Genomic DNA, 24,478 nt, shown 5'->3' with positions numbered 1-24,478 from the left:
CCGGCAGCGCACTCGACGAGCGCGCGACCGGCTGAACGGCCGGAATATCAGACCGGTCCCGGCAGCGATTGGCGCTGCGCGGGCGTGTCCCGGCCGAACCCATCGTCGGGCGCGTGCCGGGTATGGCGATCCGCGCGCGTTGCCTGGGTGGTGGCAAGGTGTTCCATGGCGCCACGCTCGAGCGTGGCGAGCATGTTCATTTCGACCATCTGCAGTTTGAACGCCAGCACCATCAGTCCGCTCGCCAGCAGCAGGTCGCCCGCGAACACGACCGCGTAAAGCGCGGACGTGTATTGCGGATTGCCGAGCAGCAGCGACACGTTGGTGCGATCGAGCAGCACGAGAACAAGCGGCGCGGCTGCGTTGAGTGTGACGATCGTGCCGCCGATCATCGCGATCAGGCGAGCAGGCCCGAGGTGCGGACGGCGCCGCCGGCACACTTCATACAGCGTGGCCGCGCGAACAGGCAGGAAAAACAGCACGAGCAGGCCGGCGCGCAACACCATCGGAACCTTGAAGAGCAGAGCGCATCCGTAGAGCGCGCAGAACACGGCCGTGCCGGCAAGTCCGGCACGCCACGGCGCCTTCATGCCGAACAGCTCGCGCGCGCCCGCCCAGATCAGCATGCGGCTTTGCAGCGCGAGCGTCGCGGTGGCGATCAAGAGCGCGTCGTAATGCCATGTGAAATGCAACGCGAAGCAGGCCGAAGACGCGGCGAGCAGATAGAAACCAACCGCCCAGAAGCGGAACGCGACGACGCGCGCGAACATATGCGACAGCGCGGTCGTAACGAGGGCACCGCATAAAAACGTGATCAACCACAACGAAGTAAGCGTTGCCACATCAAATTTCATGAACTCTCCGACACCCTGAGCTGCCTGTTATTGTTTATTCTTCATCGCGATCCGCCGCTGCCGCCGCTCGCGCAGCCGCTATCGGCCACGCCGCACTGCATGCTTCAGCAGATCGCCATGTTCACGCAGCGATCATTCTTTCCCGCAGCAGATTGCCGAAGTCGTTGGCGTTGAGCGGCTTGCCGAGCAGGAAGCCCTGCATCTCATCGCACATCATCGTCCTCAGCATGTCGAGTTGCGATTCGGTTTCGACACCCTCGGCCACCACATCCATTTCCAGCGAGTGCGCAAGCGCGATGATCGCCGACACGATCGCGCTGCCTTCCGGTCCGTGCGCGTCGAGCCCGTTGGTAAAGAAGCGGTCGATCTTCAGTTGCTTGACGCGAAAACGCTGCAGATAAGCGAGGCTCGAATAGCCGGTGCCGAAGTCGTCGATCGCGATCTCGAAGCCGCATGCCTGAAACTGGCGGATCATCTCGATGGTTTTGGGTGCGTCCTGCATGGCCACGGTTTCGGTGATCTCGAACATGATCTGACTGCATTCCACGCCTTCGGCCTGGACGATCTCGAGCATGCTCGCGACGAGGGTCGGCTGCAGCATCTGGCGTGGCGACAGGTTGACCGCCACTTTCATCGACGGCAAACCTTGCGCGATCCAGTGGCGAATCTGCCGGCACGTTTCGCGCACGACCCAGTAGCCGATCTGCACGATCTGCCCTGAGCGCTCGGCGATCGGAATGAACTCGAGCGGCGTGACTTCGCCGAGTTGCGGATGATGCAGGCGGATCAGCGCTTCGGCGCCCGCGAGCGACTCGCCGCTACCGTTGAACTTCGGCTGGAAGTGCAGCGAGAAATGGCCGGCGGCGAGCGCGTCGTGCAACGCGTTCTGAATCTGCAGCGTGCGCATGGCCGCTTCGTTCATGCTGCGCTCGAAGAAGCGAAAGGTGCTGCGGCCCGCGCGTTTGGCTTCGTACATGGCCGCGTCCGCGTGTTTGAGCAGCGTGTCGACGCTGTCGCCGTCGTGCGGATAGAGTGCGATGCCGATACTCGGCATGACCTGGAGCGGCTGGGAGTCGGTCCACATGCCCATGCGCATCCGGTCGAGCACGCCATCGGCCAGCGCGCCGGCGTCTTCGCGCGAGCCGAGGTTTTCCGCCAGCACCACGAATTCGTCGCCGCCGAGCCGCGCCACCGTGTCGCTCGCGCGTACGCACAGCAGCAGGCGCTGCGCGAACGCGGTCAGCACCTGGTCGCCGACCGAGTGGCCGAGCGAATCGTTGATCGTTTTGAAGCCGTCGAGGTCCATGAAGAGAACCGCGCACATGGAGCGCTGCCGCTGCGCGCGCTGGATCGCGTGTTCGATGCGCTCGGTCAGCGTGCTGCGGTTCGGCAGTCCGGTCAGGGCGTCGAGCGTGGCGAGCTGCACGATCTGGCCATTCAGTCTCGACACCGAGCCGACCAGAAAGGTTGTGCGCGCATCGAAACGCGACAGCATCAGCGTGACGGTCAGAATGGCAAAGGTGAACAGGATCACCGAGGTCGCGAGCCACGTGGTGTTCACACCCTTGGCCGCGCCGCACACGGCACCAGCCGGAAACCCGGCGGCGGCCATGCCGGCGTAATGCATGCCGCTGATCGCGACGCCCATCACCAGCGCCGCGGCGAGACGCTTGCGCACCACGTGGCGCGCGTCGTCGTCGCTGAGCGCGCGCGCAAGCCACAGCGCGGCGCTCGACGCGCCGACGGCGATGGCCAGCGAGCCGGCGAACCACGCCGGTTGATAAACGATGCCTGGCGTCATCTGCATCGCCGCCATGCCGACATAGTGCATGCCGGCTATGCCGCATCCCATCACCACGCCGCCCGCCAGCAGCCGGCCTGCCGTCAATTGTTTATGGGTCGTGATGTGCAGCGCCAGATACGAAGCGCCGGTCGCGAGTCCGAGCGAAGCGGCGGTGGTCGCGAAGTCGTAGCCGAGCGGAATCGGCAGCGAAAAGGCGAGCATGGCGATGAAGTGCATCGACCAGATGCCGACACCGAGTGCCGCGGCGCCGCCCAGGCGCCATGCGCGCCGCGCACGTGGCGAGGCCAGCAGGAAGATGCGGCCGGTCAGATCGAGCGCCGTATAGGACGCGAGCGTCGCTACGGCGAACGAAATGACCACCAGCCAAAGGTTATATGAGCTCTGCATGTCTAGTCCAACCGCCGAAAGGGAAGCGGCTGAACATGTTATCGACCGTTCGCGACAAATATTTAATTCGTTTTCAACATGTTAGCCCTGGCTTTCGGCCACTTCGCCGGTGCGCGGGTCGTGCCGGGGCGAAGCTGTCGGTTAGTGAGCGGGTAATTGCCGCCGCTCGACGGCGCGAGGGGGGGCTGACGGGAGGCGTCGTGATAAGCGGCATGGCGTTTGCGCGCCGGTAGGACCGCCACCGATGCAACGGCGCGCGGCGTGGTCCGATCAAAACGCTCATGCGCCAGGCACGGTGCATGCGGAGTCGGAAGTCGCAGGTGTTTCTCGTCGCGTTCCTGCGCGCGCACCCAATTTCGCCAGAGCGGCTGCTCTGAGACCCCCGGTGGGGCATTCCGCATATGCGTTCGTCATCGCCGACAAACCCGGTTTTTCAATGAATGTCCCTCTGCTCCGTCAGTCCTTCCGCCTCTGGCGTGAAGCACTCCAGCGGCGCCCGCAATCTTTTCTGGAGAAATGCGATGTTCGTACACAACAAGCGACTTCAATACACCGTCCGTGTAGCGATGCCCAATCCCGGTCTGGCCAATCTGCTTCTTGAACAGTTCGGCGGCCCGCAAGGTGAACTGGCCGCGGCGTGCCGCTATTTCACGCAGGCGGTTAGCGAGGACGATCCCGGCAGGCGAGACATGCTGTTTGACATCGCAACGGAAGAACTTAGTCATCTGGAGATCGTCGGCTCGATTGTCGCGATGCTCAACAAGGGCGCGAAGGGTCAACTTGCCGAAGGCGTGGAGCAGGAGGCCGAGCTTTACCGTTCACTCACGGGAGGCGGCAACGATTCGCACACTACCGCTTTGCTCTACGGTGGTGGCCCGGCCTTGACCAATTCGGCGGGCGTGCCGTGGACGGCTGCCTACATCGATACGATCGGCGAGCCGACCGCGGATCTGCGGTCGAATATCGCTGCGGAGGCCCGAGCAAAGATTGTCTACGAGCGCTTGATCAATGTGACCGACGACCCGGGTATCAAGGAGGCGCTCGGCTTTCTCATGACGCGCGAGATTGCGCATCAGAAATCGTTTGAGAAAGCCTTGCACTCTATCCAGCCCAACTTCCCGCAGGGGAAATTGCCCGGCGTTCCAGAATTTACCAACGTTTATTACAACATGTCCGACGGTGACGACGCGCCGCGCGGCCCGTGGAATGAAGGTCCCGGTTGGGACTTCGTCGAGAAGCCGCAGCCGGCGGTGGACGGCGGCGATGGTCTCGCGAGCGTTCAGGTTTCGGAGCAGGAGGTCGAGGTGTTGAGTGCGATGGCATCGCGAACGGCTTCCGCGACTGGAACCGACCCTGTCACCGGGGCTGACCTCGGCGCCGGGCAGGATGCCGCCGTAGCGAAGTAACAGCTGGCGAAGTCGCAGCGAAGTAACAGCGTTCGTAGTCGAAATCACCGTCGCCGGCCCCGCCACGCGGGCCGCGGCGTTTCGTTTCAGTCGTCCGCGCAGCACACATGGCGTGATGGGCGTCCGGACGACGCCACCTTGCGGCGCAACCCGCGCCTAACCACAACGGAGTCTTTATGTACCCTCAAATCTCGGATCAGTTCTCCTCGCGTCAACGTGACACGGCAATCGAAGCTGCCTTCGACTGCAACACCGAAGTGCTTGCCGGGGTCGAGAAAGTTGTCGAGCTCAACATCCAGACCGTCAAGACATCGTTGTCCGAGCAGCAGGCATTGGCGGACGCGGCACTTTCTGCTCAATCGCTCAGTGAAGTCTTCGATCTCCAGTCGCAGCAATTTCCGGCTGCGGTCACGAAGACCTTTGCCTATTGGCGGCATGTGGAAGAGATTGCCGCCGACACGCGAATCGGACTATTCAACGCGATGCAGGCGCATTTCGGTAGTTCTTTGAATACGCTCGCTGAAATGGTCGACATGGCTTGTGGCAACGCCTTCGTTCAGGAGCGCGGCGGCATTCTGGACCTGCCTGGCATGGCGCAATCCACGGTCGCCTCTGCTGAGCGGGTAGGCATTGTGGATAGCTCGGGCAGGGTGGTTTCTTCGGACGACGTTCGAGGCGACTTGCATTGAGTAGCATTGGACGGCGCCGTGTCTGACGGACGAGTCTTTTTCCATTCCGTCTATGTTGGCGCGTCGTGGTTGCCGTGCGATGGCGCTGTTCGGCCACTCGCACGGCATCCGCTAAAGAACCGGCAGCCGTCACGCGCTCCAGTATTGCTGGCCACGCGACTGTTTCGTCCACGCCTGCCCGTTGCCGGCAGGGGGGCGAATGAATGGCGCAGGAGAGTGGGAACGGCTGTTGCGCTGCGACTAGGTAACGGCGCAATACCGACGCGCCAGCAGCGAGAGAAAACCCATGAATTCCATTTCTGAAAATCGCGCTTGCCCGGATCATTCGACCGGAGGGCAGCGCGAGTACGTTTCGAGCGCGGTGCCCGTGCGCGTGCTCGTCGTGGATGATTCACGTCCGTCGGCTGATGCGCTTAGCGCGTATCTACAGGCCGGCGGCATGAGCGTGCGAACCGTCTACCACGGCTCGGACGCCGTGAGGGAAGCGAAGGCGTGGCTCCCTGATTGCATTGTTCTCGATGTCGCCATGCCCGGCCTGTCCGGCATTGGTGTCGCTGCCGCGCTTCGGAGAATCGAGGCGACGGGAAAGATTCCCCTTCTGGCATTTACCGCGTTCGATACCGCCGATTACATCCGCGAAATGAAAGAGGTCGGTTTCGATGCCGTTTGCCGGAAGCCTGCAGAACTGCCGCAACTCGAGAACATGATTTTCAGGTTGCTCCGGCATGAACCAGTGGGAAACGCTGAGTCGGCGCCATCCCCTCTATCGGATAGTTCAGCGTCGGCGCAGCGAAGCGGCAGTTGAATTTCGCTGCCGCCCCCTTCGGCGCACTTGGCAAAAACATCGCAGCGCCGCCCCGCCGCGTATTAACTCGCGGGGGCGAGCATGAACCAGAACATGGCGACCGCGGCAATTCCCATCGCTCCCGTAGCGGCCCAACCGGCGACCGACAGGCGTCTGGAGATGACGAAGCTGCCCATGATCTTCGGATTCACCGCCATGAACATCATGAGCGCCATGATGGGCACGGACACGACGCCATTGATCACCGCACTCCAGTAAAGCGCCTTGACGGGATCGATGCGCGTGAATCCCATCGCGAGACCAATAAGGGTCGACAGCACGACGATGCCGTAAAACCGTTTCGCCAGTTGCGGCTTCAGCGCGAGGCTGTTTCGCCAGTTGAAGGCGCCGGCCATTGCATACGCGGCGGAACCGGCCAGCACGGGCAAGGCGAGCAGGCCAGTGCCGACGATGCCCAGACTGAACAGACCGAACGCAAACTTTCCGGCAATCGGCTTCAAGGCGAGCGCCGCTTGCGACGAGGTCTGGATGTCCGTTAGGCCGTGGGCGTTGAGGGTGGCGGCAGTCGTCAGGATGATGAAAAAAGCGACCAGGTTGGAAAAGCCCATTCCGACCCACGTATCCATCCGGATCCGCCGCAAACTGGCCGGTCCTTGTCCGGGTGCGTTCTTCAATGCCCGCTGCCCGGTTGCGGCGCGCATCTCCTCGACCTCCTGCGACGCCTGCCAGAAGAACAGATAGGGGCTGATGGTGGTGCCAAGCACGGCGACCACGGTGGTGACGTAGTCGCTTTTCCATGACAGATGTGGACTGACGGTACGCACGATGACCGTGTGCCACGGAATATCGACGACGAACACCGTGCCGACGTAGGCGAATAATGCAAGCGTCAGCCATTTCAGCACGTGCACGTAACTGCGGTATGGAATGAAGACCTGCAGCAGAACTGACAACAGGCCGAGCGCAAGCGTGTAAATGTGCGTCGGGCCGCCGATCACCAGGTTCACTGCGGCGCCCATTGCGGTCAGATCCGCCGCGATATTGATCGTATTGGCGACCAGCAGCAGGAAAACCGATCCATAGAGCAGCCAGGCCGGATAGTGGCGCCGGATGTTGGTTGCGAGTCCGTGGCCACTCACGCGTCCCAGTCGGGCGCTGACGACCTGAATGGCAACCATCAATGGGTACGTGAAGATGACGGTCCACAGCATGTTGAAGCCGAACTGCGCGCCGGCCTGCGAATAGGTTGCGATTCCGCTGGGATCGTCGTCCGCCGCGCCGGTGATGAGGCCGGGTCCGAGCTTTTCGAGCCACGACTGAACCTCGGGGTCCGGCTTATCGGACGGGTCGATGTTGATATCCATCATTGAGCCCTTGAGTATCCGTGCCCGCGATGTCGCGGGAACCGCGAGAGTCTGCCCTATCAATCTTACAAGCCGGTACACCGTGGCTCTCATAGCGGCCGCCGGGCGCGGAGCTTGCTGACGGGACTGGAAACCACACAGCGGAGCGCGCGATGAAATCCTTGACCCTCGACCAGTTCAAGACGCAACTGGCGTCGATGTTGCGCGACATTCCTTACGGCACCAGTGCCGACCTGACAGGCTACGCTATCGCGTTCTGGAATGGCAGTAAGGTTATCTACGCATTCGTCTCCAGTGACGATTCCGGAATTATCGAGGACGAGTTCGACTTGAGCGACTACGAGTGGGATCACTGGCACGACGATTTTGTGACCTGGATCAACGAACCGATGTTCAGCGTCCGGCCCGAACTTCATAAGAGGACCTACGCGGCGCCCGCCAACAACGGCGCACGTTAGCGCTTGCCGTAGCGGGCAGCCGTGGCGTGATGTTGCCGGAATATGTCAATCAGGCCACTGGTTGCTCGCCCATGAGACCGGGAGAATGCATGTCAACGATTCACCCACAAGGAGCCTTATATGTCCCCGGTCATCTCCCCGGTCTCAGCCGTTCCTGCAGCAGATAGCGCCGCGGCGCTCGCCCACTTCAGTTCGCTGTTGTCATTCGAAACAGATTGCGCCGACGTACACGCGGCGCTTGAAACCAGGCTTGAAGCCAGTGATGGGCTCGCTATGGATTTTGTCCTGCTTGACGTGCGTGGTCCCGCACTTTTCGCCCGCGGCCATGTGCCTCGCGCCGTGAACCTCCCGCATGGCAAGATCGTCGAGTCCAAGCTTGCCGATTATCCGCCCGACACACTCTTCGTCACGTATTGCGCGGGTCCTCACTGCAACGGAGCCACGCGCGCCGCAATCAGGCTCGCCCGCCTCGGTCGTCCGGTCAAGGTCATGACCGGCGGCGTGACAGGTTGGCTCGACGAGGGTTTCCAGCTTGCCATCGAGAATGAGGCGTTGGCTTGACTGTTTGTGAACAATAGACTCGAAACGCAACACAAAGCGTTTGGCTGAATCCGGCGAGTTGCAGCCGCCCGATGTACCAGCTATTTCAAGCCCTGCCGTGGGCGCCGCCGCGCATGTTCATACTGCGCGCGGCGGCCGATGCAGACCCTTCGGTCGGGCAGGGCAGTGCCGCGCGCCCGGCACACAACGCCGCACGTTTGCCATAACGTGATGTCATGGACCCCACAACAATTGCGGCATTGTCGCCAAAAAATAGATTCACTATATTTGGCTCAACGCGCATTACATCCACGATATCTTTCGCTAAACCGTTTCGAGGACATAGTCGTGATCAAGAAGCCAACGTTGCGCCCGCTTGCAGCTGTTCTGATTCTTGGCGTCGCGGGCCTCGTGCCTGCGTGTCTGACGCCTGCTTTCGCTGCCGGGAAGATTACCTTTGTCTCTCAAGGCGGGACCTATCAGGAAGCCCAGACCAAAGCCATCCTCGACCCGGCTGCGAAGCTGCTGAACATTACCGTGAACCAGGACAGCATTCCGGACGCGTGGCCACAGATCAAGGCTCAGGCCGCCACCGGCAAGCCGATCTGGGACGTGGTGGACACGCCGACTTCCAACTGTCTGCGCGGCGGCAAGGAAGGGCTGCTGGAGAAGCTCGACTTCGCGAAGATTCCGAATGCGGCGGCCATGCCGGAGAAGTACCGCACGCCGTACTCGGTCGCGTACGAGTTCTATTCGACCGTGATCGGCTATAACAAGAAGACATTGAAGAAGGTGCCGCAAAGCTGGGCCGATTTCTGGAACGTGAAGGCGTTCCCCGGCACCCGTGCGCTGCGCAACGACCCGCAGACCGTGCTCGAAGCCGCACTGCTCGCGGACGGCGTGCCGCGCGACAAGCTCTATCCGCTCGACGTGGATCGCGCGTTCAGGAAGCTGCAGCAGATCAAGCCGGACGTGACCGTCTGGTGGACTTCGGGTGGTCAGTCGGCGCAATTGCTGCACGACGGCGAAGTCGACATGACGATGATCTGGAACGGCCGCGCGAGCGCCGTGCGCAAGGACAATCCGGACATCGACTTCACGTACAACGACGGCATTCTGCAGAACACGCAGTTGTGTGTGCTGAAGAACGCGCCGAACCTGCCCGATGCGATCAAGTTTCTCAACGCGGCCGTGTCGCCCGACTTGCAGGCCAACCTGCCTCTGTATATCGACTACGGGCCGGGCAATCCCGCGGCCTTCAAGACCGGCAAAATCGACGCCAAGCGCGCGAGCGAGTTGCCGAGTTCACCGGAGAATGCGTCGAAGCAGGCGTTGATGTCGGAGGAATGGTGGGCGTCGGACGCCGGCATTCAGGCGAAGGCGCGCTGGCTCAAGTTCATGCAGTAAGCGGCAGACCTGGTTGCGCACGCGCGGGTTGCTGGACAGTTGAATGTCAAACCCGCGCGCCAGACCCGCGCGCCAATCCCAGCGTTTTTTTGCGCGTCTCGCACCGCGCATCGTCTGCGCATACATTGAACGTGATCGACTATCTGATTCTCGGCGGCGGCTCGGCCGGCTGCGTGCTGGCCGCGCGTCTTTCCGAAGATGCGGGCAAGACCGTCTGCCTCGTCGAGGCCGGCCGCAATATCTCGCGAACGGACATGCCCGCAACGGTGCGCAGCCGCTATCCGGGCCGCGCCTATCTCGACACCACGAACATCTGGCAGCGCCTGAAGGCACGCATGAGCGCCTCGGCCGCGACACGCCGTTACGAGCAGGCGCGCCTGCTCGGCGGCGGTTCGGCGATCAACGCGCTGATGGCGAACCGCGGCGCGCCGGCCGATTACGACGAGTGGCACGCCCAAGGCGCGCACGGCTGGAACTGGGCCGCCTGTCTGCCGTACTTCCGCAAGCTCGAAACCGATTGCGACTTTGACGGCGCGCTGCACGGCGCGAGCGGGCCCGTCCGGATCCAGCGCACACCGTGGGCGCGCATCTCGCCATTCGTACGCGCGGTGCTCGACACGCTCGACGCGCGCGGCTACACGCGGCATGACGACCAGAACGGCACATGGCAGGACGGCACGTTCATCGGTTCGATCGCAGTGAGCGAAGCGGGCGAGCGCATCCCGACCTCGGTCTGCTATCTCGACGACGCCGTGCGCGCCCGGCCGAATCTCACGATCCGCACGCACACGCTGGTTGAACGCGTGCTGTTCGACGGCAAGCTCGCCATCGGCGCGCGGCTCGTCGGCGAAGACGGGGCGAGCGAAGCAGTGCGCGCCAGACAGGTGATCATTTGCGCGGGCGCGATTCACAGCCCGGCCCTTCTGATGCGAAGCGGCATTGGTCCGGCGTCCGAGCTGACCGCACTCGGTATCGAGGTGCTGGCCGATCGCGGCGGTGTCGGCGGCAATCTGATGGAACATCCATCGATCGCCGTATCCGCGGTTCTGCCGCGCGCCGCCCGCACGTTATATCCCGACGAGCATCACGAGCAGGCGATCGTGCGTTTTTCTTCGGGCGTGAGCGGCGCGGTGCCCGGCGACATGCACGGCGCGATCCTGTCGCGATCGGGTTGGCACTCGGTCGGTTACCGGCTCGGCACGCTCTTTTTCTGGGTCAACAAGTCGTACTCGCGCGGCCGCGTGAGCCTCGTGTCGGCCGATCCGCACGACGAACCCGCTGTCGACTTCAACATGCTGTCCGACGCGCGCGATCTCGAACGGCTGAAGCTCGCGCTGCGCTTTGGCGCCCGGACTCTGGCCGATCCGCTGATGGCGAGGCACCGTACCACGCTGCTGCCTTCGAGCTATTCACCCCGCGTGGCGAGCGTGGCCGTGCCGGGCGTGTGGAATGCATTGCAGCGCGGCCTGCTGAGCGCGCTGCTCGACATTGCCGGACCGTTGCGCGGCTGGCTCGTGCGGTGTGTGGTCACGCAAGGCGTGACGCTCGACGAACTGCTTGCCGACGATCACGCGCTGACGCGTTTCGTGACGCGCTCGGTGGGCTGCACCTGGCATCCGTCTGGAACCTGCCGCATGGGCGCCGCCGACGATCCGCTCGCCGTGTGCGACGCGCGCGGCGCGGTATATGGCGTCAGCGGACTTTACGTATGCGATGCGTCGTTGATGCCTTCGATTCCGTGCGCGAACACGAATGTGCCGACCATCATGATCGCGGAGCGGATTGCGGATATGTTGCGCGAACGCGCGTGAATGTGATGCCGGGCCGTCGCATTGCAACGCGACGGCCCGGTGCTTGTTTCAAGCGGTGAATGTTTTGCCTACCTCCGGGCATTTAGCCCAGCAAGGCCCGAACACAGTCAGTCGCCAAACCCCACAATGCCCTTCACTTCGAGAAACGCCTCGAGTCCCCATTCGGCGTACTCGCGGCCGTTGCCCGACTGCTTGTATCCGCCGAACGGCGAGCCCGCGTCCCATGACGGGTAGTTCAGATACACGCTGCCGGCACGGAGCCTGAACGCCACGCGCCGCGCGCGGTCCAGATCGGCGGATTGAACGTAGGCCGCGAGTCCGAAGGGACTGTCGTTGGCGATCGCGATGGCTTCTTCCTCGTCGCGGTACGGCATGATCGCGAGCACCGGGCCGAAGATCTCCTCGCGCGCGATCGTCATGGAGGGACGCACGTCCGCGAACACGGTGGGTTGCACGTAGAAGCCACGTTCAAGACCCGGCGGACGCCCGAGGCCGCCGGCCACGACCTGCGCGCCTTCGTCGATACCGGCCGCGATGAGCCGCTCCACGCGCTCGAACTGCACGCCGCTGACAACCGGACCCATTGTCGTGCGCTCGTGGTCGGCGGGGCCGACACGTTGCGCTTGCGCCGCCCGCCGCGCGATCGCCACGGCTTCGTCGTGACGTGCCGCGGGGACGAGCATGCGCGTCGGCGCATTGCATGATTGCCCGCTGTTGTTGAAGCACGAGTTGACGCCGGCCGTGACCGCCGCCTCGAAATCGACGTCGTCCAGCAGAATGTTCGCGGACTTGCCGCCCAGTTCCTGGTGCACGCGCTTGACTGTCGGCGCCGCGAGCTTCGCAATTTCAACGCCCGCGCGCGTCGATCCGGTGAACGACACCATATCGACGTCGGGGTGCGCCGCGAGCGCCGCGCCGACCGTTGGCCCGTCGCCGTTGACGAGGTTGAAGACGCCCGGCGGCACGCCCGCGGCGTCGAGTATCTCCGCGAACAGCAGGGCGTTCAGCGGCGTGACTTCGCTGGGCTTGAGCACCATCGTGCAACCGGCCGCGATGGCGGGCGCGGCCTTGCAGACGATCTGATTGATCGGCCAGTTCCACGGCGTGATGAGCGCGACCACGCCCACCGGTTCGTGATTGACGAGCGTCGTGCCCTTCCGGCGCTGCCAGGCGAACGTCTCACACGTGCGGATCAGTTCTTCGAGATGCCGCCGGCCGATGCCGGCCTGCCACGCATGCGCCATGGCGCGCGGTGCGCCGAGTTCGCGCGAAATGGTGTCGCCCATCTCGTCGTGACGTTCGAGAAACACCTCGAGAATGCGGCGGATCAACGCGAGGCGTTCGGCCGGCGTGGTCTGCGAGAACGACGTGAACGCGCGTTTCGCGGCGGCTACCGCGCGATCGGCATCGGCGGGCGTGCCCATCGCCACTTCGGCGAAGGCTTCCTCGGTACAGGGATCGACGACGGAGCGGCGTGCGTTGCCCAACGGCTCGACCCACGCGCCGTCGATATAGAACTTCAGTGCATTGACCATGTAATAGGTATCTTGAGGAAAGAAATCAGGCGCGTGCCGCGCCCGAACGGCGGCTCACCACGACGATCATCACAAGGCACAGCGTGAGGGCGGTCAGCATCGTACTGATCGCGGCGATGGTCGGGTCGATCTCGTCACGCAGCGTCACGAACATGCGGCGCGTCAGCGTCTGGTTCGAACCGCCCGACACGAAGAGCGCGACCACCGTTTCGTCGAGCGCCTGGATGAACACGAACACCGCACCGGAGATGACGCTTGCCTTGATCTGCGGCAGCGTAACCGTCATGAAGCTGCGAAACCGGTTCATGCCGAGGCTGCGCGCGACCATTTCCTGCGTGCGGTCGAAGGTGCGCAGATCGGCGCCGACCGAAATCAGCACATAAGGCAGGCCGAGCATCGTGTCGGCCAGAATCAGGCCGCCGAGCGTGTTCACGTAGCCGGCCTGAGAGTACACGAAGAACACGCCCACCGCGACAATGATGATCGGCACCATCAGCGGCAACATCAGCAGTGTGCGCAGATAGCGCATGATCCAGTGCGTGCCGTTCTGGATCGCGTAGGCGGCGGCCACGCCGAGCGGCGTGGCGATCAGCGCGGCGCAGATCGACGCGGTGAGCGTCACGCGCGCGGCGTCGATCCATGCGGGGTTGTCGAAGAACGAGTGATACCAGCGCAGCGAGTACGCCGGCGGCGGGAAGGTCATGAAGCGTGTGTCGGAGAACGACAGCGGCACGACGATCAGCACCGGCACCATCAGGAACAGCAGGATCAGCACGACGATCGCGCCGAGGACGATCCGTCCGAACGGGAGTTTGCTCATTTCGCGCCCAGGGTCTTTTCGAGTGGCACCACGCGGCTCGCGGCATAGAAAATCGCGAACACGCAGATCAGCAGCACGACGCTCACCGCGCTCGCCGCCCCCCAGCTGTTGTAGATCTCGATGTTGCGGCTCACGACCATGGACACCATGATCGACTTGCCGCCGCCCATCAGTTCAGGCGTGATGTAGAAGCCGAGGCAGAGCACGAACACGAGCGTCACGCCCGCGAACACGCCGCTCATCGACAGCGGCAGGAACACGCGCAGGAACACGTGCAGCGGCGAGCCGCCCAGGCTCGCGCCGGCTTGCGAAAGATTCGACGGGATTTTCTGCATTGCCGAATAGAGCGGCAGCACCATGAACGGCAGCAGGATGTGAACCATCGCGATCACCGTGCCGAACTGGTTATAGGCGAGTTGCACCGGCCGGTCGACGAGGCCCGACGCGATCAGCGCCTTGTTGACCAGCCCCGTGCGCTGCAGCAGGACGAGCCACGCGTAGGTGCGCACCAGCACGCTGGTCCAGAACGGCAGAATCACCATGCCGAGCACGAGCGCGCTCAGCTTCGGCGGCAACGAGGCGGCGAAGTAGGCCACCGGATAGCCGAGCAGCAGCGTGATGACGGTCACGATGATACTGAGCTTGAAGGTCAGCAAGAACGTTTCGAGGTAAGCGCCCGTGAACATGCGCTGGTAGTTTTCGAGCGTGAAGCCGTCGTGATAGATGGACTGCCACGACAGCCACGCGAGCGGCACGACCAGCAGCACGACGATCACGAGGAGCGCCGGTGTCATTAGCAGCAGCATGGTGCGATCCTCGCGGCGCTGATAGCGCGTGGCGGGATCGGACTCGGTGGCTTGCGTCAAGGTGGTTCCCTGGAGCATCCGCTTGGCGGTTGTCATCATGCACCTACGGCGTCGAGAAACTGATACCACGCCGCGACGAGTCTCACACCCGGCGCGCGCAGCGAATGAAAGGGCACGGGCCGCAAGCCGGGCGCGCCGAGCAGCGAGAGCTCCGGCGTCTCGCCGAGCGCGAGCGCGGCGGCATGCTGGCCGAGCAGACTCGCCATCGCGACGCCTGCTCCGTTATACCCCAGACAAAAGGTCGTGGCGTCATCGCTGCGTCCGACATGCGGCAACGAATTGAACGTCATGCCCACATACCCCGACCAGCGATAGTCCACGCGCACGTCCGCAAGATCCGGAAAGAGCGCGACCATGGCGCGCTGCAGCGCGTCGAAGCCGGTCGTTTGCCCCTCCTTGCCGAACGCGTCGCGTCCGCCGAACAGCATGCGGCCGTCCACCTTGCGGAACCACTTCATCATGCGCCGCGTTTCGGTGTAGCTGCGGCGCTCGACCATCAGGCGCGCGTCGAGCTCGGCGGGAAGCCGCTCGGTGGCGATCATCGCGCTGCGAAACGGCACGAGTTCACGCTGATACGCCGCGGTGGCCGGCGTGAGATCGGAGTAGGCATTGGTCGCGACGATCACCTGCTTCGCGCGCACCGTGCCGGCGGGCGTGCGCAGCGTTACGCGCGGCTCGCCGGGAGCGCGGTGCATCTGCTGCACCGGCGTCGATTCGTAGATCGGCACGCTGCGCAGCGTAAGGCCGCGCGCGAGTCCGCACACGTATTCGAGCGGCAGGATCGTGCCGGCGTCCGCGCTCAGCACGCCGCCGACAAAACCTTTCGAGCCCGTCTCGTGTTCGATCTCGGCGCGCGATTGCACGGTCATCGTGGTATCGCCGAGTTGCGTGCGGACCCAGTCGGCCTCCGCGCGAATCGCGGCGAAGGCGGCCTCCGTGTGGGCGCAGCGCAGGCTGCCGGTAGGTTCGAAGCGGGCGCGCGTGAGCTGGAATTCGTCGACCAGCGTCTCGACGACCCGCACGCCCTCGTGCGCGAGCCGGTGCATGCGCTTGGCGGTATCGAGGCCGTGCAGTTTGTCGATCGTGGGAAACGACAGTCTGAACTTGGACGACACCACGCCACCATTGCGGCCGCTCGCGCCCCAGCCCACCGGATTCGCATCGAGCACCACGCAGTCGACGCCGCGCTTTTGCAGCGCATACGCGGCGGCGAGGCCCGAGTAGCCCGCGCCGATCACGGCGACCTCGACCTCGAGATCGCGCGTGAGCGGCACGCCGGTGCTGAGCGTCGCACCGGCGCCGGGCGAGGCGGCTAGGAGCGCCCGCCACAGCGAATCAGGCGCGGGCGTGTGGGGTGGCGTCGGCGCGAGCATCGGCTCAGGCGGCGAGGCGCGCTTCGGCTTCGACGGCGTCGGCGAGCGCGCCGAGCGTCGCGAACTTGAAGGTCGGCGTGGTGACGGCTTCCGGCACGGGCGTGGCGCCGAAGCCCTTCGCGCCCTGACGGCGTTCGATCCAGCAGGTCGCGTAGCCGAGGCTGGTGGCGACGCCGATGTCGTGATACTGGCTCTGCGCGGTGTGCAGGATTTCGCCGAACTTGTAGCCGAACGCCGCCTGACGGCCGCGGTTGTACGCGAAGAATTGCGGATCGGGCTTGGCGACGCCGGTTTCGTCGCAGCAGACGGTGTCGTCGAACGGGTCGCCGAGCGTGTGTGCGTAGGCCGACAGCGCGACACGGTCCGCATTGGTCATGGCGACGAGGCGAAAGTGTTTGCGCAGACGTTTGAGCGCCGCGACCGAATCCGCGAACGCCGGCCATTCGAGCACGTCGCGCTGGAAGGCAGCGGCCGATTGCGCGTCGTCGGGCAGACCGAGTTCCTTTGCCAGCGACAGGTAGACGTTCGCCATTTCATGGCTCGAACGGCCCGGGTAGGCCGCACGGCCGCGCATGTACGGCTCGAAAATCTGGTCGTCGGTCAGGTCTTTCGCGGCCGGGCCGCCGAGGCGGCGCACGGAGGCGAGTACGCCGCGCTCGAAGTCGATGAGCGTGCCGACGACGTCGAACGTCAGGACCTTGAAATCGGTGAGCTTCATGAAATCATCCTTTTGCAGTGTGCTGTGAATCGGGAGAGGGTTTGCCCTGGCGAGGGCGGGAAATAGCAAAGTGAAATCAGGCGGGCACGACGATCGTGTCCTGCGGATCGAGTACGACACTCATCGGCGCGCCCGGCTCGGGAATGCGGCGGCGCGAGTCGTGCCCGCCGGGTTGCCTGAGGCTGATGGCGGTGCCGTCGGCGAGGGTCGCGAACACGCGCAAGCTTTCGCCCTGATACAGCACCTCGGTGACGCGGCATGCCAGCCGATTGACGCCGTCGCGGCTATCGCCGCTATCGATCACGAGTTTTTCGGTCTGCACCGCGAGCAGCAGTTTGTCGCCGCGTGGCAGCGGGTGCGCGGTGCGCAGCACCGTGTCGCCGAGCCGCACGGCATCGTCGCCGGCGCGCGTCACGGCGAGCAGTGTCGCCTCACCAATGAAGCTCGCGACAAACGCGTCGCACGGACGGTCGTAGAGCCGCTCAGGCGTGTCGATCTGCACGAGGCGGCCGTTCTTCAGCACGGCTACGCGGTCGCTCATGGTGAGTGCCTCGCGCTGGTCGTGCGTCACATACACGATCGTCGCGCCGAGCTTGCGATGCAGCCGCCGTAGCTCGATCTGCATGGTTTCGCGCAATTGCTTGTCGAGCGCGGAGAGCGGTTCGTCCATCAGGATCAGTTGCGGCTCGAACACCATGGCGCGAGCGAGCGCCACGCGCTGGCGCTGGCCGCCCGACAGCTGGCCGATGCCGCGGCTCTCGTAGCCCGAGAGTTCGACCATCGCGAGCGCGTCGGCGACTTTCCTCGCCCACGTGGCTTTTGGCTGACGCCTCGCGCGCAGCGGAAAGGCGACGTTGTCGCCCACGCTCATGTGGGGAAAGAGCGCGTAGTTCTGAAAGACGATGCCGATGTCGCGCTTGTGCGGCGGCGCAAATGTAATGTCGCGCTCGCCGACCCAGACCGCTCCCGAACTCGGTTGCACGAAGCCGCCGAGAATGCCGAGCAGGGTGGTCTTGCCGGAACCCGAGGGGCCGAGCAGCGACACGAATTCGCCGGGGGCGATGTCGAGTGAAACGTCGTCGAGGGCCACTACGTGGCCATAACGTTTCGCTGCCGATCGGATCGAAACACCTGTTTTCGCTCGTGCGTCCATTGCGTCCTGTCTCGCTGTAGAGGCCTGCGTTAGGGAAAATATAGGCCGAGCCATTTTTGGCGGCAATTCCCAAATTGTTGGATAGGGCATAACATCAGGTCATGCCCAACCTTCGCAAAAAACTGCCGAGCGCCAACGCGCTGTTCGTCTTCGAGGCGGCTGCGCGCTGCGGCAACTTCACGCGTGCGGCGCAGGAGTTATATGTCAGCCAGCCCGCGGTGAGCCGCATGCTCTCGCGTATGGAAGACCATCTCGGCGTGCGCCTGTTCGAGCGCGTGCGAGGCGGAATCGAGCTGACCGAGAGCGGCAGGATCCTTTACCGGAAAATCTCCGAAGGCTTCGACGGCATAGAAAGCGCGATACGCGAGATCGAAGCGCGCGCAACCGGTGTCGAGTCGGTCACGCTGTCTGTGTCCACCGCGTTCACCACACACTGGCTGATGCCGCGCATGAGTCGCCTGAACGAGGCGTTTCCGAATGTCGACTTGCGGTTTCAGCTCATCTCGGGGCGAATCGGCGGGCCGCTCGTCGATGTGGATCTCGGCATGCGCTTCCTGCGCGAGGACCAGATCGGCGAGAACAGCGTGCTCGTGATGCCGGAGACGCTGCTGCCGGTATGCAACCGGCGCTATCACGAGACAGCCGCGACCGAGGCGGGCCGCAAGCACGGCGATACGGTGATCGTGATGGACGACGGCGAGCGCGGCTGGCATGACAGGTTCGCCGCGTTCGCGGCACAGGGGCGGCACGCCGCGAGCATGCTGAGCTTCAACGACTACGCGATCGTCGTGCAGGCGGCATTGCTTGGGCAGGGTGTCGCGCTCGGCTGGCTCAACGTGGTGTCGCATTGGCTTCTCCAGGGCGCGCTGCTGCCCGCCGAGGAGGAACTGGTCATGACGGACCGGCGCTGCTGTCTGGTGTGGCCGGAAAATCGGCCGTTGCGGCCGGTTGCCGCGGAAGTGCGCGACTGGATCATCGAGGAGACGCGCGCCGATGTGCGCGCGGTGGACCGTAAATATCCGAAGCTGGGGCTGCGGCGCCTGCTGGCGCAAGCGGGGTTGGTGATCGGCCCGGCCCGCGGTGAGGCGCGAGGCGAGGCGGCGGTCCAGTCAGTCAACCCGTCGGCCACGGTGAGATAAGCACCGTGCCGTGCCCATGGGCGCTGTCAAGTTGGCGGCTGTTCGAAACTCGTTTTCAGCCCAGACCAGTGCTCCGGACCATGTCAAGGCCAATCAGATCGTCGCCATTCCGGCGTCCCTGCCCATGGCACCCGGGCAGATGTCGGAGCGGCGCAGTTAGTGTCTGTCCTGGCATGGGCATGCTAGTGTCGAACCGGGTGAACCCTCGAATAACGCAGGCTTAGATCTCGGTGTGACGAGTGGGGGTTTCCAGCGGGGAAATTTCACTCAGAATCCGCTCCCCGCAATGGCCTGCTATTGCATCGCGTGCGGTGTCACGCAGGGCCGCGGCAGCCTTCATGTCGTCTCCTGTTGGTTCCAGAGCGGGGAGCACGGTAACTGTTACGTCGGCTCGCGTTGGCAACCACTGTCCATCCGGAAGCACAACGCGTGCGCCCGCGATTGCGACCGGTACGACAGGCCGGTGCGATGCGCAGGCGGCCACAAAGGCGCCGAGACGAAACTGCCGCAGTCCCGCGGATCGGACGAATGTTCCTTCGGGAAAGAGGAGCAGCGAGGTTCCAGCCGTCGCCTGCTTCACCAGTTCGCGTTCGTCTTCGGCCATGCGCGGATAGTCGACGCGCTCGACAAAGCGGGTGCCGATTGCCCGAAGGAAGGCACCCATCAGCAATCCGCCGGCCAACTCACGCTTGGCGACGATGCCAAGCGGCATGGGGATGGCCGCCAGCAACACGAGGCCGTCAAGGTAGCTCGCGTGATTCGCAACAAAGATGGCCGGCCGCGCCATGTCGATGAGTTCGGCACCGCGTACCGTCACGCGAATGCCTGCAAGCATGAGGGCTAGCTGTGCCGCGCGCGATGCAATCGCCCAGTTTCGCCTGGCGTCCGGATGCGATACGGTCATCAACCATGTCGGTATGGCGATCAGGGTTACGACCAGCCAGCACCATGCGCCGTAGGCGATCTGCCTGGCGGCGGCTCGAACCCGCCGGCCGATTGGCCGTACGGTGTTCGTTCCGATGTCGAGCCACTGTAGCCACGCAGGGCGTGGCAGGAGATTCCCGCGACTACGCAGGTACATCTCCATCGTAGCCGCGTGACGAATCTTCCCGCTCGATGTCTTCAGAATGCTATGCGGCGGGACCAGAGCGATTTCTTCCGGCGGAGCGCCCAGCAGAGCTACGGAGGCTTCGTTAATGCCAGTGCGCATCGCCGCGAGTGCCTCAGGTGCCGTTTCGCGAGTCTCCGCAATGACGATCAGGCGATCGGTACCGGTCTCAATGTCGGGCGTTCCACACACTGCGACACAACCGTTGCGCACGCCAGGCAGATGCCCGACCGCCGCCTCCAGTTCATAGGGGAAGAAGTGACGCCCGGCCCGAATCACCAGATCCTTTACGCGGCCCGTGATGAACAGTTCTTCATCGGCCATATATCCCAGATCGCCGGTATCGAGCCAGCCATCATGAATTAGCCGCGCGGTCAGCTCCGCATTCTGAAAATACCCACGCGTCGCGGATGGGCTTCGGAATTCAATTCTTCCGACCGTTCTTTCGGATACGTCATTGCCGTCGACGTCAACGATGCGGATCTGGTTGCGGGGTAATGCGCGTCCGCACGAGACCAGTTCGAGTGCGTCATCAGGCGATTCCGCTTTTGCTGCACGCTGTGACTCAGCCAGTCGGATGCGACTGATACAGTCTGTTCGCACCCCGCGGCCCGGCTCCGAAAACGCCAGTCCAAGCGTGTTTTCCGCCAGACCGTAGACGGGGGTCAGGGCGGTTTCCCTGAACCCATGATCGGCAAAGCGTGAGGCGAATGCTCGCATGGTCGGCGCGCTGACGGGTTCTGCACCGCAGAATGCGAGGCGCAATGAAGACAGATCGACGCCTTCGAGATCGGCGTCGTCGATCCGGCGCGTGCATCGCTCGTAGGCAAAGTTGGGTGCCGCCGTAATGGTGGCACGGTAGTGGCCGATCGCCTGCAACCAGTGCGCTGGACGTGCGAGGAACGTCAGCGGGGACATCAGAATCAATGGGATACCAAAGTAAAGCGGCCCGAACCAGGCTCCAATCAGGCCCATGTCGTGGTACAGAGGGAGCCAGCTTGCGAAGATGTCGTGTTCCTCGATCCGGGCAGTCTCTCCCATTGCCCGGATATTGGCGAGCAGATTGGCGTGTGTGAGCACCACGCCTTTTGGCGCACCTGTGCTACCGGAAGTGTACTGAAGCAACGCGACGTCTTGTGCGCGAGGGATATACCGCTCATTGTCCGTTTCGCCCATGAGCTGATACGTCGTCACGATCTCACGCAACGTCGGTATCCGCGCCTTTGCCAGAAGGCTTGCTACGAGTGCGTGTGACGGCACGATCATGACGCGTGAGCGCGCATCCAGCAGAATGGCCGCGTGTCGCTTCAGGTGATCGTCGATCCGTGCCGATTGCACCGGCGGATACACCGGCACGACTACTGCGCCGGCAAGCAGGATTCCCGCAAAGCTGGCGAAATAGTCGTTACCGGTCGGCAACATCAGTGCGACGGTGTCGCCGGGGTTCACGCCGAGCCTGTGCAACCCGCTCGATACCCGTAGGGCTGCCTCGTACAGCGCCGAGTAGGTCATTGTGTGTGACGACGCTTCCTCGTCGAGAAATACGATGTGCGTGTGTTCAGGTCGCCGGGATACGTGCCACTGCAACGCCTCGACCAGCGTTTGTGCTGCGATCGGCGGGTCAAGGGTATCGGTCGGCGCTCGAAGCTCAACGGTGCCGATTGCGCACCCGGGTTGCCCCAATGTTTCTCCTTCAAGTGCGCGCAGTAAATCGCCGGGCGTCTTCGCCTGCTCGAACAACGCAACCGGAAAATGCACGCCGAGCGTTTTCTCGATGCGAGCCAGCAGTTCGGTGCGCGCGAGACTGTCGAGGCCAAGGTCACGTTCGAACTCGCTGTTCAGCGTGACGCCATGTGGCCTGTATCCCCGTGGGCCGACTTCAGCGGCGAAAGCATCGGCTATATCGAGCAACCGTTGGGCGTCGCTCGATCGGCGGCGGGTGACGTCTTCGTTCATATCGCACGACCGCTTCCGTGTCGGGATTTCAGCATAGGCGCGACGGGGAGGAGGGCGCTTGATCGTCGTCAATTGCTGAATTGCGCCTCGCGCGCAATCACGCGCCGTTACCCTGCAATCGCATCCCTGCCTCGGTCACGTTAACGTTCGGCGGAGGACCTTGCCGAGCTGGTTCAGAGGCAAGGTGTCACGGAATTCAATTGAGCGGGGAACCTTGTAGGCGCTTAGATTAGCGCGGCAGTGCTCCAGCACGGCGGCGGCAGTAAGATCCGCCGAGGACCGGACGACGAATAGTTTGACGGCGTGTCCGGTCCGTTCATCCGGCACGCCGACTACCGCTGCGGCGCTTACGCCCGCAAGCGCGGAGACCACGGCTTCGACGTCCGAGGGGTAAACCTTGAAACCGGACACGACGATCACGTCTTTCTTGCGGTCCACCAGGACGAGCATCTGCGCGGGCGTGAGATAACCGACGTCCCCCGTGCGAAGCCAGCCCTCGGGCGAGATCACTTCCGCGGTCTCGACGGGGTTCATCCAGTAGCCGCGCATGACCTGCGGGCCCCGGACCCAGACTTCTCCGATGACACCCGCGGCGACAGCTGCGTTGTTGTCGTCACGGATGCTAACCTCGGTTGAAGGCAACGGATGACCGACTGATCCGGAAAAGTGCTTTGCATCCATCGGATTCACGCAGACTACTGGCGACGCTTCGGTCAGCCCGTACCCTTCGATAATCGGCACTCCCGTTGCTGACTGCCATCGCGCGGCAACCGAAGCCTGAATCGCTGCGCCGCCGCCGATCACGAGACGCAGGCGTGACCAGTCCACAGCGTCGAAATGCGGTGCGGCGAGAAGGGCATTGAACAGTGTATTCACACCTAGCAGCGCGGTGGGCCGTGCGTGGCGCATGGTTCTGACGAGCGCGGCAAGGTCGTGGGGATCCGTCACCAGCACATTGTGCCCGCCGATTTCAACAAACGTCAGCAGACTGGCGGTCAGCGCGAATATATGAAAGAGTGGCAGCGGTGTGAGAATGGTCTGAGGCGTAGAACAGAACGCCGAACCCAGCCATGCACGAATCTGTGCGACGTTCGAGCTAAGGTTGCGATGCGTGAGCATCGCGCACTTGGGAGTGCCTGTGGTTCCTCCCGTGTATTGCAGCAGCGCGACATCGTCGAGACTGGGGCGGATGTGATCTCGCTCGATCGAATGCCGACACGACAAGGCCGCACTAAATGTCCAGTATTCCCTCTTTGCAGGCGGAATCGAGTCACGCACAACGTGCTGTACGAAATCCATTGCGGCGCGCCTGGGCAGCGGAAGCAGATCGCCCACCGCGACGGATATAACAGCCTTCGCCTGATTCTCATCCAGGATTTCGTCCAGTTTGCAGGCAAAGTTTTCCAGTACGATGATCGCTGAAACAGCTGCCGTGGCGAGCTGGATCTGAATCTCACGAGGCGTAGCCAGCGGATTGATATTAACGACGACAAGCCCGGCGTCGAGGACGCCATAGAAGGCGACGACATAGGGTAAGCCATTCGGCAAGATGAGTGCGACACGCTCGAGCGGCGCAAGTTTGAATTCGTTGACAAGAAACGCGGAAAAGCGGTGCGCATATAGCGCAACGTCCCGATATTCGAGCGTGTGATTGAACGAACTGAACGCGGGGCGTCCTGCGTAACGCGTACAGGCAGCCTCGAACATTTCAGGCAATGTTCTAACGCTTCTGGCATCGATAGCTGCGACAGGCGGCTCGGACGAGGGAACGTCGATCGCTTTCGGGCACTTCATGGTCGATCGGGCCTTTGTCGTATAGGGCAGACGCGATGACAGTCAGGTCTGCGCACCTAACGACTACGTGTGCGTAGCCGGCTTGGCAGGCGTTAAAAGGTCAACGAGTACGGTATTCCTCGACATATTCACTTCAGCGCGTGATTTGTGTCGCTATGGATCGAGCATAGGACTCGTTCGCCATGAGAGATTGACGTGTGTCAAGACGACCGGTGTGCCCAACGGATCGAATGCGATGGAGGCTCATCATGTCTGTTCGCAGCCAGAGCAATGCATTGGTCGTAATGAATGGTCCGTCGGGGCGCGCAATCATTCGCTATTGGAGTTCGAACCGCAATGCGAGGCATGAAGTGTCCCGTTCAGACGGCTGCGAACAACAGTGATAGCCCGTGGGCGGATGGGTTGATTCAGGTCAATCTGGGGGATGAGCCGGCGAATAGAGTGTACTGGGGCGTTGTTATCCGGACAGCCCGTGGGCAGGGCGCATGAGA

General features: G+C 63.3%; 19 protein-coding genes. 8 read left to right on the top strand and 11 right to left on the bottom strand.

What is annotated here, in order from left to right; translation table 11 throughout:
- Nucleotides 1-47: 47 nt before the first annotated feature.
- The gene (locus tag P0D68_RS24955) at nucleotides 48-854 is read right to left on the bottom strand and encodes a hypothetical protein (protein ID WP_091802684.1); all 807 of its coding nucleotides are present in this window, start codon (nucleotides 852-854) and stop codon (nucleotides 48-50) included.
- A gap of 121 nt (nucleotides 855-975) precedes the next feature.
- Complete coding sequence (locus P0D68_RS24950) at nucleotides 976-3,045, bottom strand: putative bifunctional diguanylate cyclase/phosphodiesterase (protein ID WP_408300897.1); 2,070 nt, start codon at nucleotides 3,043-3,045, stop codon at nucleotides 976-978.
- A 521-nt stretch (nucleotides 3,046-3,566) separates the two neighbouring features.
- Between P0D68_RS24950 and P0D68_RS24945 the strand changes: the two genes are divergently transcribed.
- From P0D68_RS24945 to P0D68_RS24935, 3 genes are all read left to right on the top strand, one after another.
- Nucleotides 3,567-4,451, top strand: coding sequence for a manganese catalase family protein (locus P0D68_RS24945; protein ID WP_408300895.1), 885 nt, complete (start codon nucleotides 3,567-3,569; stop codon nucleotides 4,449-4,451).
- A 176-nt stretch (nucleotides 4,452-4,627) separates the two neighbouring features.
- On the top strand, nucleotides 4,628-5,140 hold the full coding sequence (locus P0D68_RS24940) for a phasin family protein (RefSeq protein WP_408182163.1): 513 nt from the start codon (nucleotides 4,628-4,630) through the stop codon (nucleotides 5,138-5,140).
- Between the two features lie 367 nt (nucleotides 5,141-5,507).
- Entirely contained in the window at nucleotides 5,508-5,945 is a 438-nt protein-coding gene (locus P0D68_RS24935; RefSeq protein WP_286162088.1) for a response regulator, read from the top strand.
- A gap of 62 nt (nucleotides 5,946-6,007) precedes the next feature.
- Here the strand turns inward: P0D68_RS24935 and P0D68_RS24930 are convergent, their stop codons facing one another.
- A complete protein-coding gene (locus P0D68_RS24930) occupies nucleotides 6,008-7,309 on the bottom strand; it encodes an NRAMP family divalent metal transporter (RefSeq protein ID WP_408300922.1) in 1,302 nt (433 codons plus the stop codon).
- Between the two features lie 152 nt (nucleotides 7,310-7,461).
- Here P0D68_RS24930 and P0D68_RS24925 point away from each other — a divergent pair, with 152 nt between their 5' ends.
- The 4 genes from P0D68_RS24925 to P0D68_RS24910 all read left to right on the top strand — a co-directional run bounded on the left by P0D68_RS24925 (nucleotide 7,462) and on the right by P0D68_RS24910 (nucleotide 11,525).
- Nucleotides 7,462-7,767, top strand: coding sequence for a hypothetical protein (locus P0D68_RS24925; RefSeq protein ID WP_408300893.1), 306 nt, complete (start codon nucleotides 7,462-7,464; stop codon nucleotides 7,765-7,767).
- A gap of 120 nt (nucleotides 7,768-7,887) precedes the next feature.
- Complete coding sequence (locus P0D68_RS24920; RefSeq protein WP_091802666.1) at nucleotides 7,888-8,328, top strand: rhodanese-like domain-containing protein; 441 nt, start codon at nucleotides 7,888-7,890, stop codon at nucleotides 8,326-8,328.
- 327 nt (nucleotides 8,329-8,655) lie between these two features.
- Entirely contained in the window at nucleotides 8,656-9,714 is a 1,059-nt protein-coding gene (locus P0D68_RS24915; protein ID WP_408182155.1) for an ABC transporter substrate-binding protein, read from the top strand.
- Between the two features lie 131 nt (nucleotides 9,715-9,845).
- The gene (locus P0D68_RS24910) at nucleotides 9,846-11,525 is read left to right on the top strand and encodes a GMC family oxidoreductase (RefSeq protein ID WP_408300920.1); all 1,680 of its coding nucleotides are present in this window, start codon (nucleotides 9,846-9,848) and stop codon (nucleotides 11,523-11,525) included.
- Nucleotides 11,526-11,632: 107 nt separating this feature from the next.
- Here P0D68_RS24910 and P0D68_RS24905 read toward each other — a convergent pair whose 3' ends face one another.
- The 6 genes from P0D68_RS24905 to P0D68_RS24880 form a co-directional block, all read right to left on the bottom strand.
- Nucleotides 11,633-13,060 (bottom strand): aldehyde dehydrogenase family protein, encoded by a 1,428-nt coding sequence (locus P0D68_RS24905; protein ID WP_091802660.1) that lies wholly within the window; start codon nucleotides 13,058-13,060, stop codon nucleotides 11,633-11,635.
- A 25-nt stretch (nucleotides 13,061-13,085) separates the two neighbouring features.
- The gene (locus P0D68_RS24900) at nucleotides 13,086-13,880 is read right to left on the bottom strand and encodes an ABC transporter permease (protein ID WP_408182148.1); all 795 of its coding nucleotides are present in this window, start codon (nucleotides 13,878-13,880) and stop codon (nucleotides 13,086-13,088) included.
- Entirely contained in the window at nucleotides 13,877-14,785 is a 909-nt protein-coding gene (locus P0D68_RS24895) for an ABC transporter permease (RefSeq protein WP_408300890.1), read from the bottom strand. The genes P0D68_RS24900 and P0D68_RS24895 overlap by 4 nt, the downstream gene beginning before the upstream one ends.
- Complete coding sequence (locus tag P0D68_RS24890; RefSeq protein ID WP_408300888.1) at nucleotides 14,782-16,119, bottom strand: NAD(P)/FAD-dependent oxidoreductase; 1,338 nt, start codon at nucleotides 16,117-16,119, stop codon at nucleotides 14,782-14,784. Before P0D68_RS24890 ends, P0D68_RS24895 begins: the two co-directional genes overlap by 4 nt.
- A gap of 4 nt (nucleotides 16,120-16,123) precedes the next feature.
- Nucleotides 16,124-16,837: an HAD-IA family hydrolase gene (locus tag P0D68_RS24885; RefSeq protein WP_091802649.1), complete on the bottom strand. Its 714-nt coding sequence runs from the start codon at nucleotides 16,835-16,837 to the stop codon at nucleotides 16,124-16,126.
- Between the two features lie 76 nt (nucleotides 16,838-16,913).
- Nucleotides 16,914-17,990, bottom strand: a complete 1,077-nt coding sequence (locus tag P0D68_RS24880) for an ABC transporter ATP-binding protein (RefSeq protein WP_091802646.1) — start codon at nucleotides 17,988-17,990, stop codon at nucleotides 16,914-16,916.
- 101 nt (nucleotides 17,991-18,091) lie between these two features.
- Between P0D68_RS24880 and P0D68_RS24875 the strand changes: the two genes are divergently transcribed.
- The gene (locus P0D68_RS24875; RefSeq protein ID WP_091802643.1) at nucleotides 18,092-19,129 is read left to right on the top strand and encodes a LysR substrate-binding domain-containing protein; all 1,038 of its coding nucleotides are present in this window, start codon (nucleotides 18,092-18,094) and stop codon (nucleotides 19,127-19,129) included.
- Between the two features lie 220 nt (nucleotides 19,130-19,349).
- On the opposite strand, the gene P0D68_RS24870 is transcribed toward P0D68_RS24875, so the two are convergent.
- Nucleotides 19,350-22,193: an AMP-binding protein gene (locus P0D68_RS24870; RefSeq protein ID WP_408468761.1), complete on the bottom strand. Its 2,844-nt coding sequence runs from the start codon at nucleotides 22,191-22,193 to the stop codon at nucleotides 19,350-19,352.
- 135 nt (nucleotides 22,194-22,328) lie between these two features.
- The gene (locus P0D68_RS24865) at nucleotides 22,329-23,987 is read right to left on the bottom strand and encodes an AMP-binding protein (RefSeq protein WP_408300883.1); all 1,659 of its coding nucleotides are present in this window, start codon (nucleotides 23,985-23,987) and stop codon (nucleotides 22,329-22,331) included.
- Between the last annotated feature and the right edge of the window lie 491 nt (nucleotides 23,988-24,478).

The organism is Paraburkholderia sp. RL17-380-BIE-A (assembly GCF_046028085.1).
Taxonomy (GTDB): domain Bacteria; phylum Pseudomonadota; class Gammaproteobacteria; order Burkholderiales; family Burkholderiaceae; genus Paraburkholderia.
Note: the sequence above shows the minus strand (reverse complement) of the source record. Positions and strands in the feature narration are given on the sequence as shown.

Bases quoted from the DNA above. Each gene is read 5' to 3' on its own strand.
- P0D68_RS24955 (WP_091802684.1), bottom strand. From the start codon at position 854: ATGAAATTTGATGTGGCAACGCTTACTTCGTTGTGGTTGATCACGTTT.
- P0D68_RS24950 (WP_408300897.1), bottom strand. From the start codon at position 3,045: ATGCAGAGCTCATATAACCTTTGGCTGGTGGTCATTTCGTTCGCCGTA.
- P0D68_RS24945 (WP_408300895.1), top strand. From the start codon at position 3,567: ATGTTCGTACACAACAAGCGACTTCAATACACCGTCCGTGTAGCGATG.
- P0D68_RS24940 (WP_408182163.1), top strand. From the start codon at position 4,628: ATGTACCCTCAAATCTCGGATCAGTTCTCCTCGCGTCAACGTGACACG.
- P0D68_RS24930 (WP_408300922.1), bottom strand. From the start codon at position 7,309: ATGGATATCAACATCGACCCGTCCGATAAGCCGGACCCCGAGGTTCAG.
- P0D68_RS24925 (WP_408300893.1), top strand. From the start codon at position 7,462: ATGAAATCCTTGACCCTCGACCAGTTCAAGACGCAACTGGCGTCGATG.
- P0D68_RS24920 (WP_091802666.1), top strand. From the start codon at position 7,888: ATGTCCCCGGTCATCTCCCCGGTCTCAGCCGTTCCTGCAGCAGATAGC.
- P0D68_RS24905 (WP_091802660.1), bottom strand. From the start codon at position 13,060: ATGGTCAATGCACTGAAGTTCTATATCGACGGCGCGTGGGTCGAGCCG.
- P0D68_RS24900 (WP_408182148.1), bottom strand. From the start codon at position 13,880: ATGAGCAAACTCCCGTTCGGACGGATCGTCCTCGGCGCGATCGTCGTG.
- P0D68_RS24895 (WP_408300890.1), bottom strand. From the start codon at position 14,785: ATGATGACAACCGCCAAGCGGATGCTCCAGGGAACCACCTTGACGCAA.
- P0D68_RS24890 (WP_408300888.1), bottom strand. From the start codon at position 16,119: ATGCTCGCGCCGACGCCACCCCACACGCCCGCGCCTGATTCGCTGTGG.
- P0D68_RS24885 (WP_091802649.1), bottom strand. From the start codon at position 16,837: ATGAAGCTCACCGATTTCAAGGTCCTGACGTTCGACGTCGTCGGCACG.
- P0D68_RS24880 (WP_091802646.1), bottom strand. From the start codon at position 17,990: ATGGACGCACGAGCGAAAACAGGTGTTTCGATCCGATCGGCAGCGAAA.
- P0D68_RS24875 (WP_091802643.1), top strand. From the start codon at position 18,092: ATGCCCAACCTTCGCAAAAAACTGCCGAGCGCCAACGCGCTGTTCGTC.
- P0D68_RS24870 (WP_408468761.1), bottom strand. From the start codon at position 22,193: ATGAACGAAGACGTCACCCGCCGCCGATCGAGCGACGCCCAACGGTTG.
- P0D68_RS24865 (WP_408300883.1), bottom strand. From the start codon at position 23,987: ATGAAGTGCCCGAAAGCGATCGACGTTCCCTCGTCCGAGCCGCCTGTC.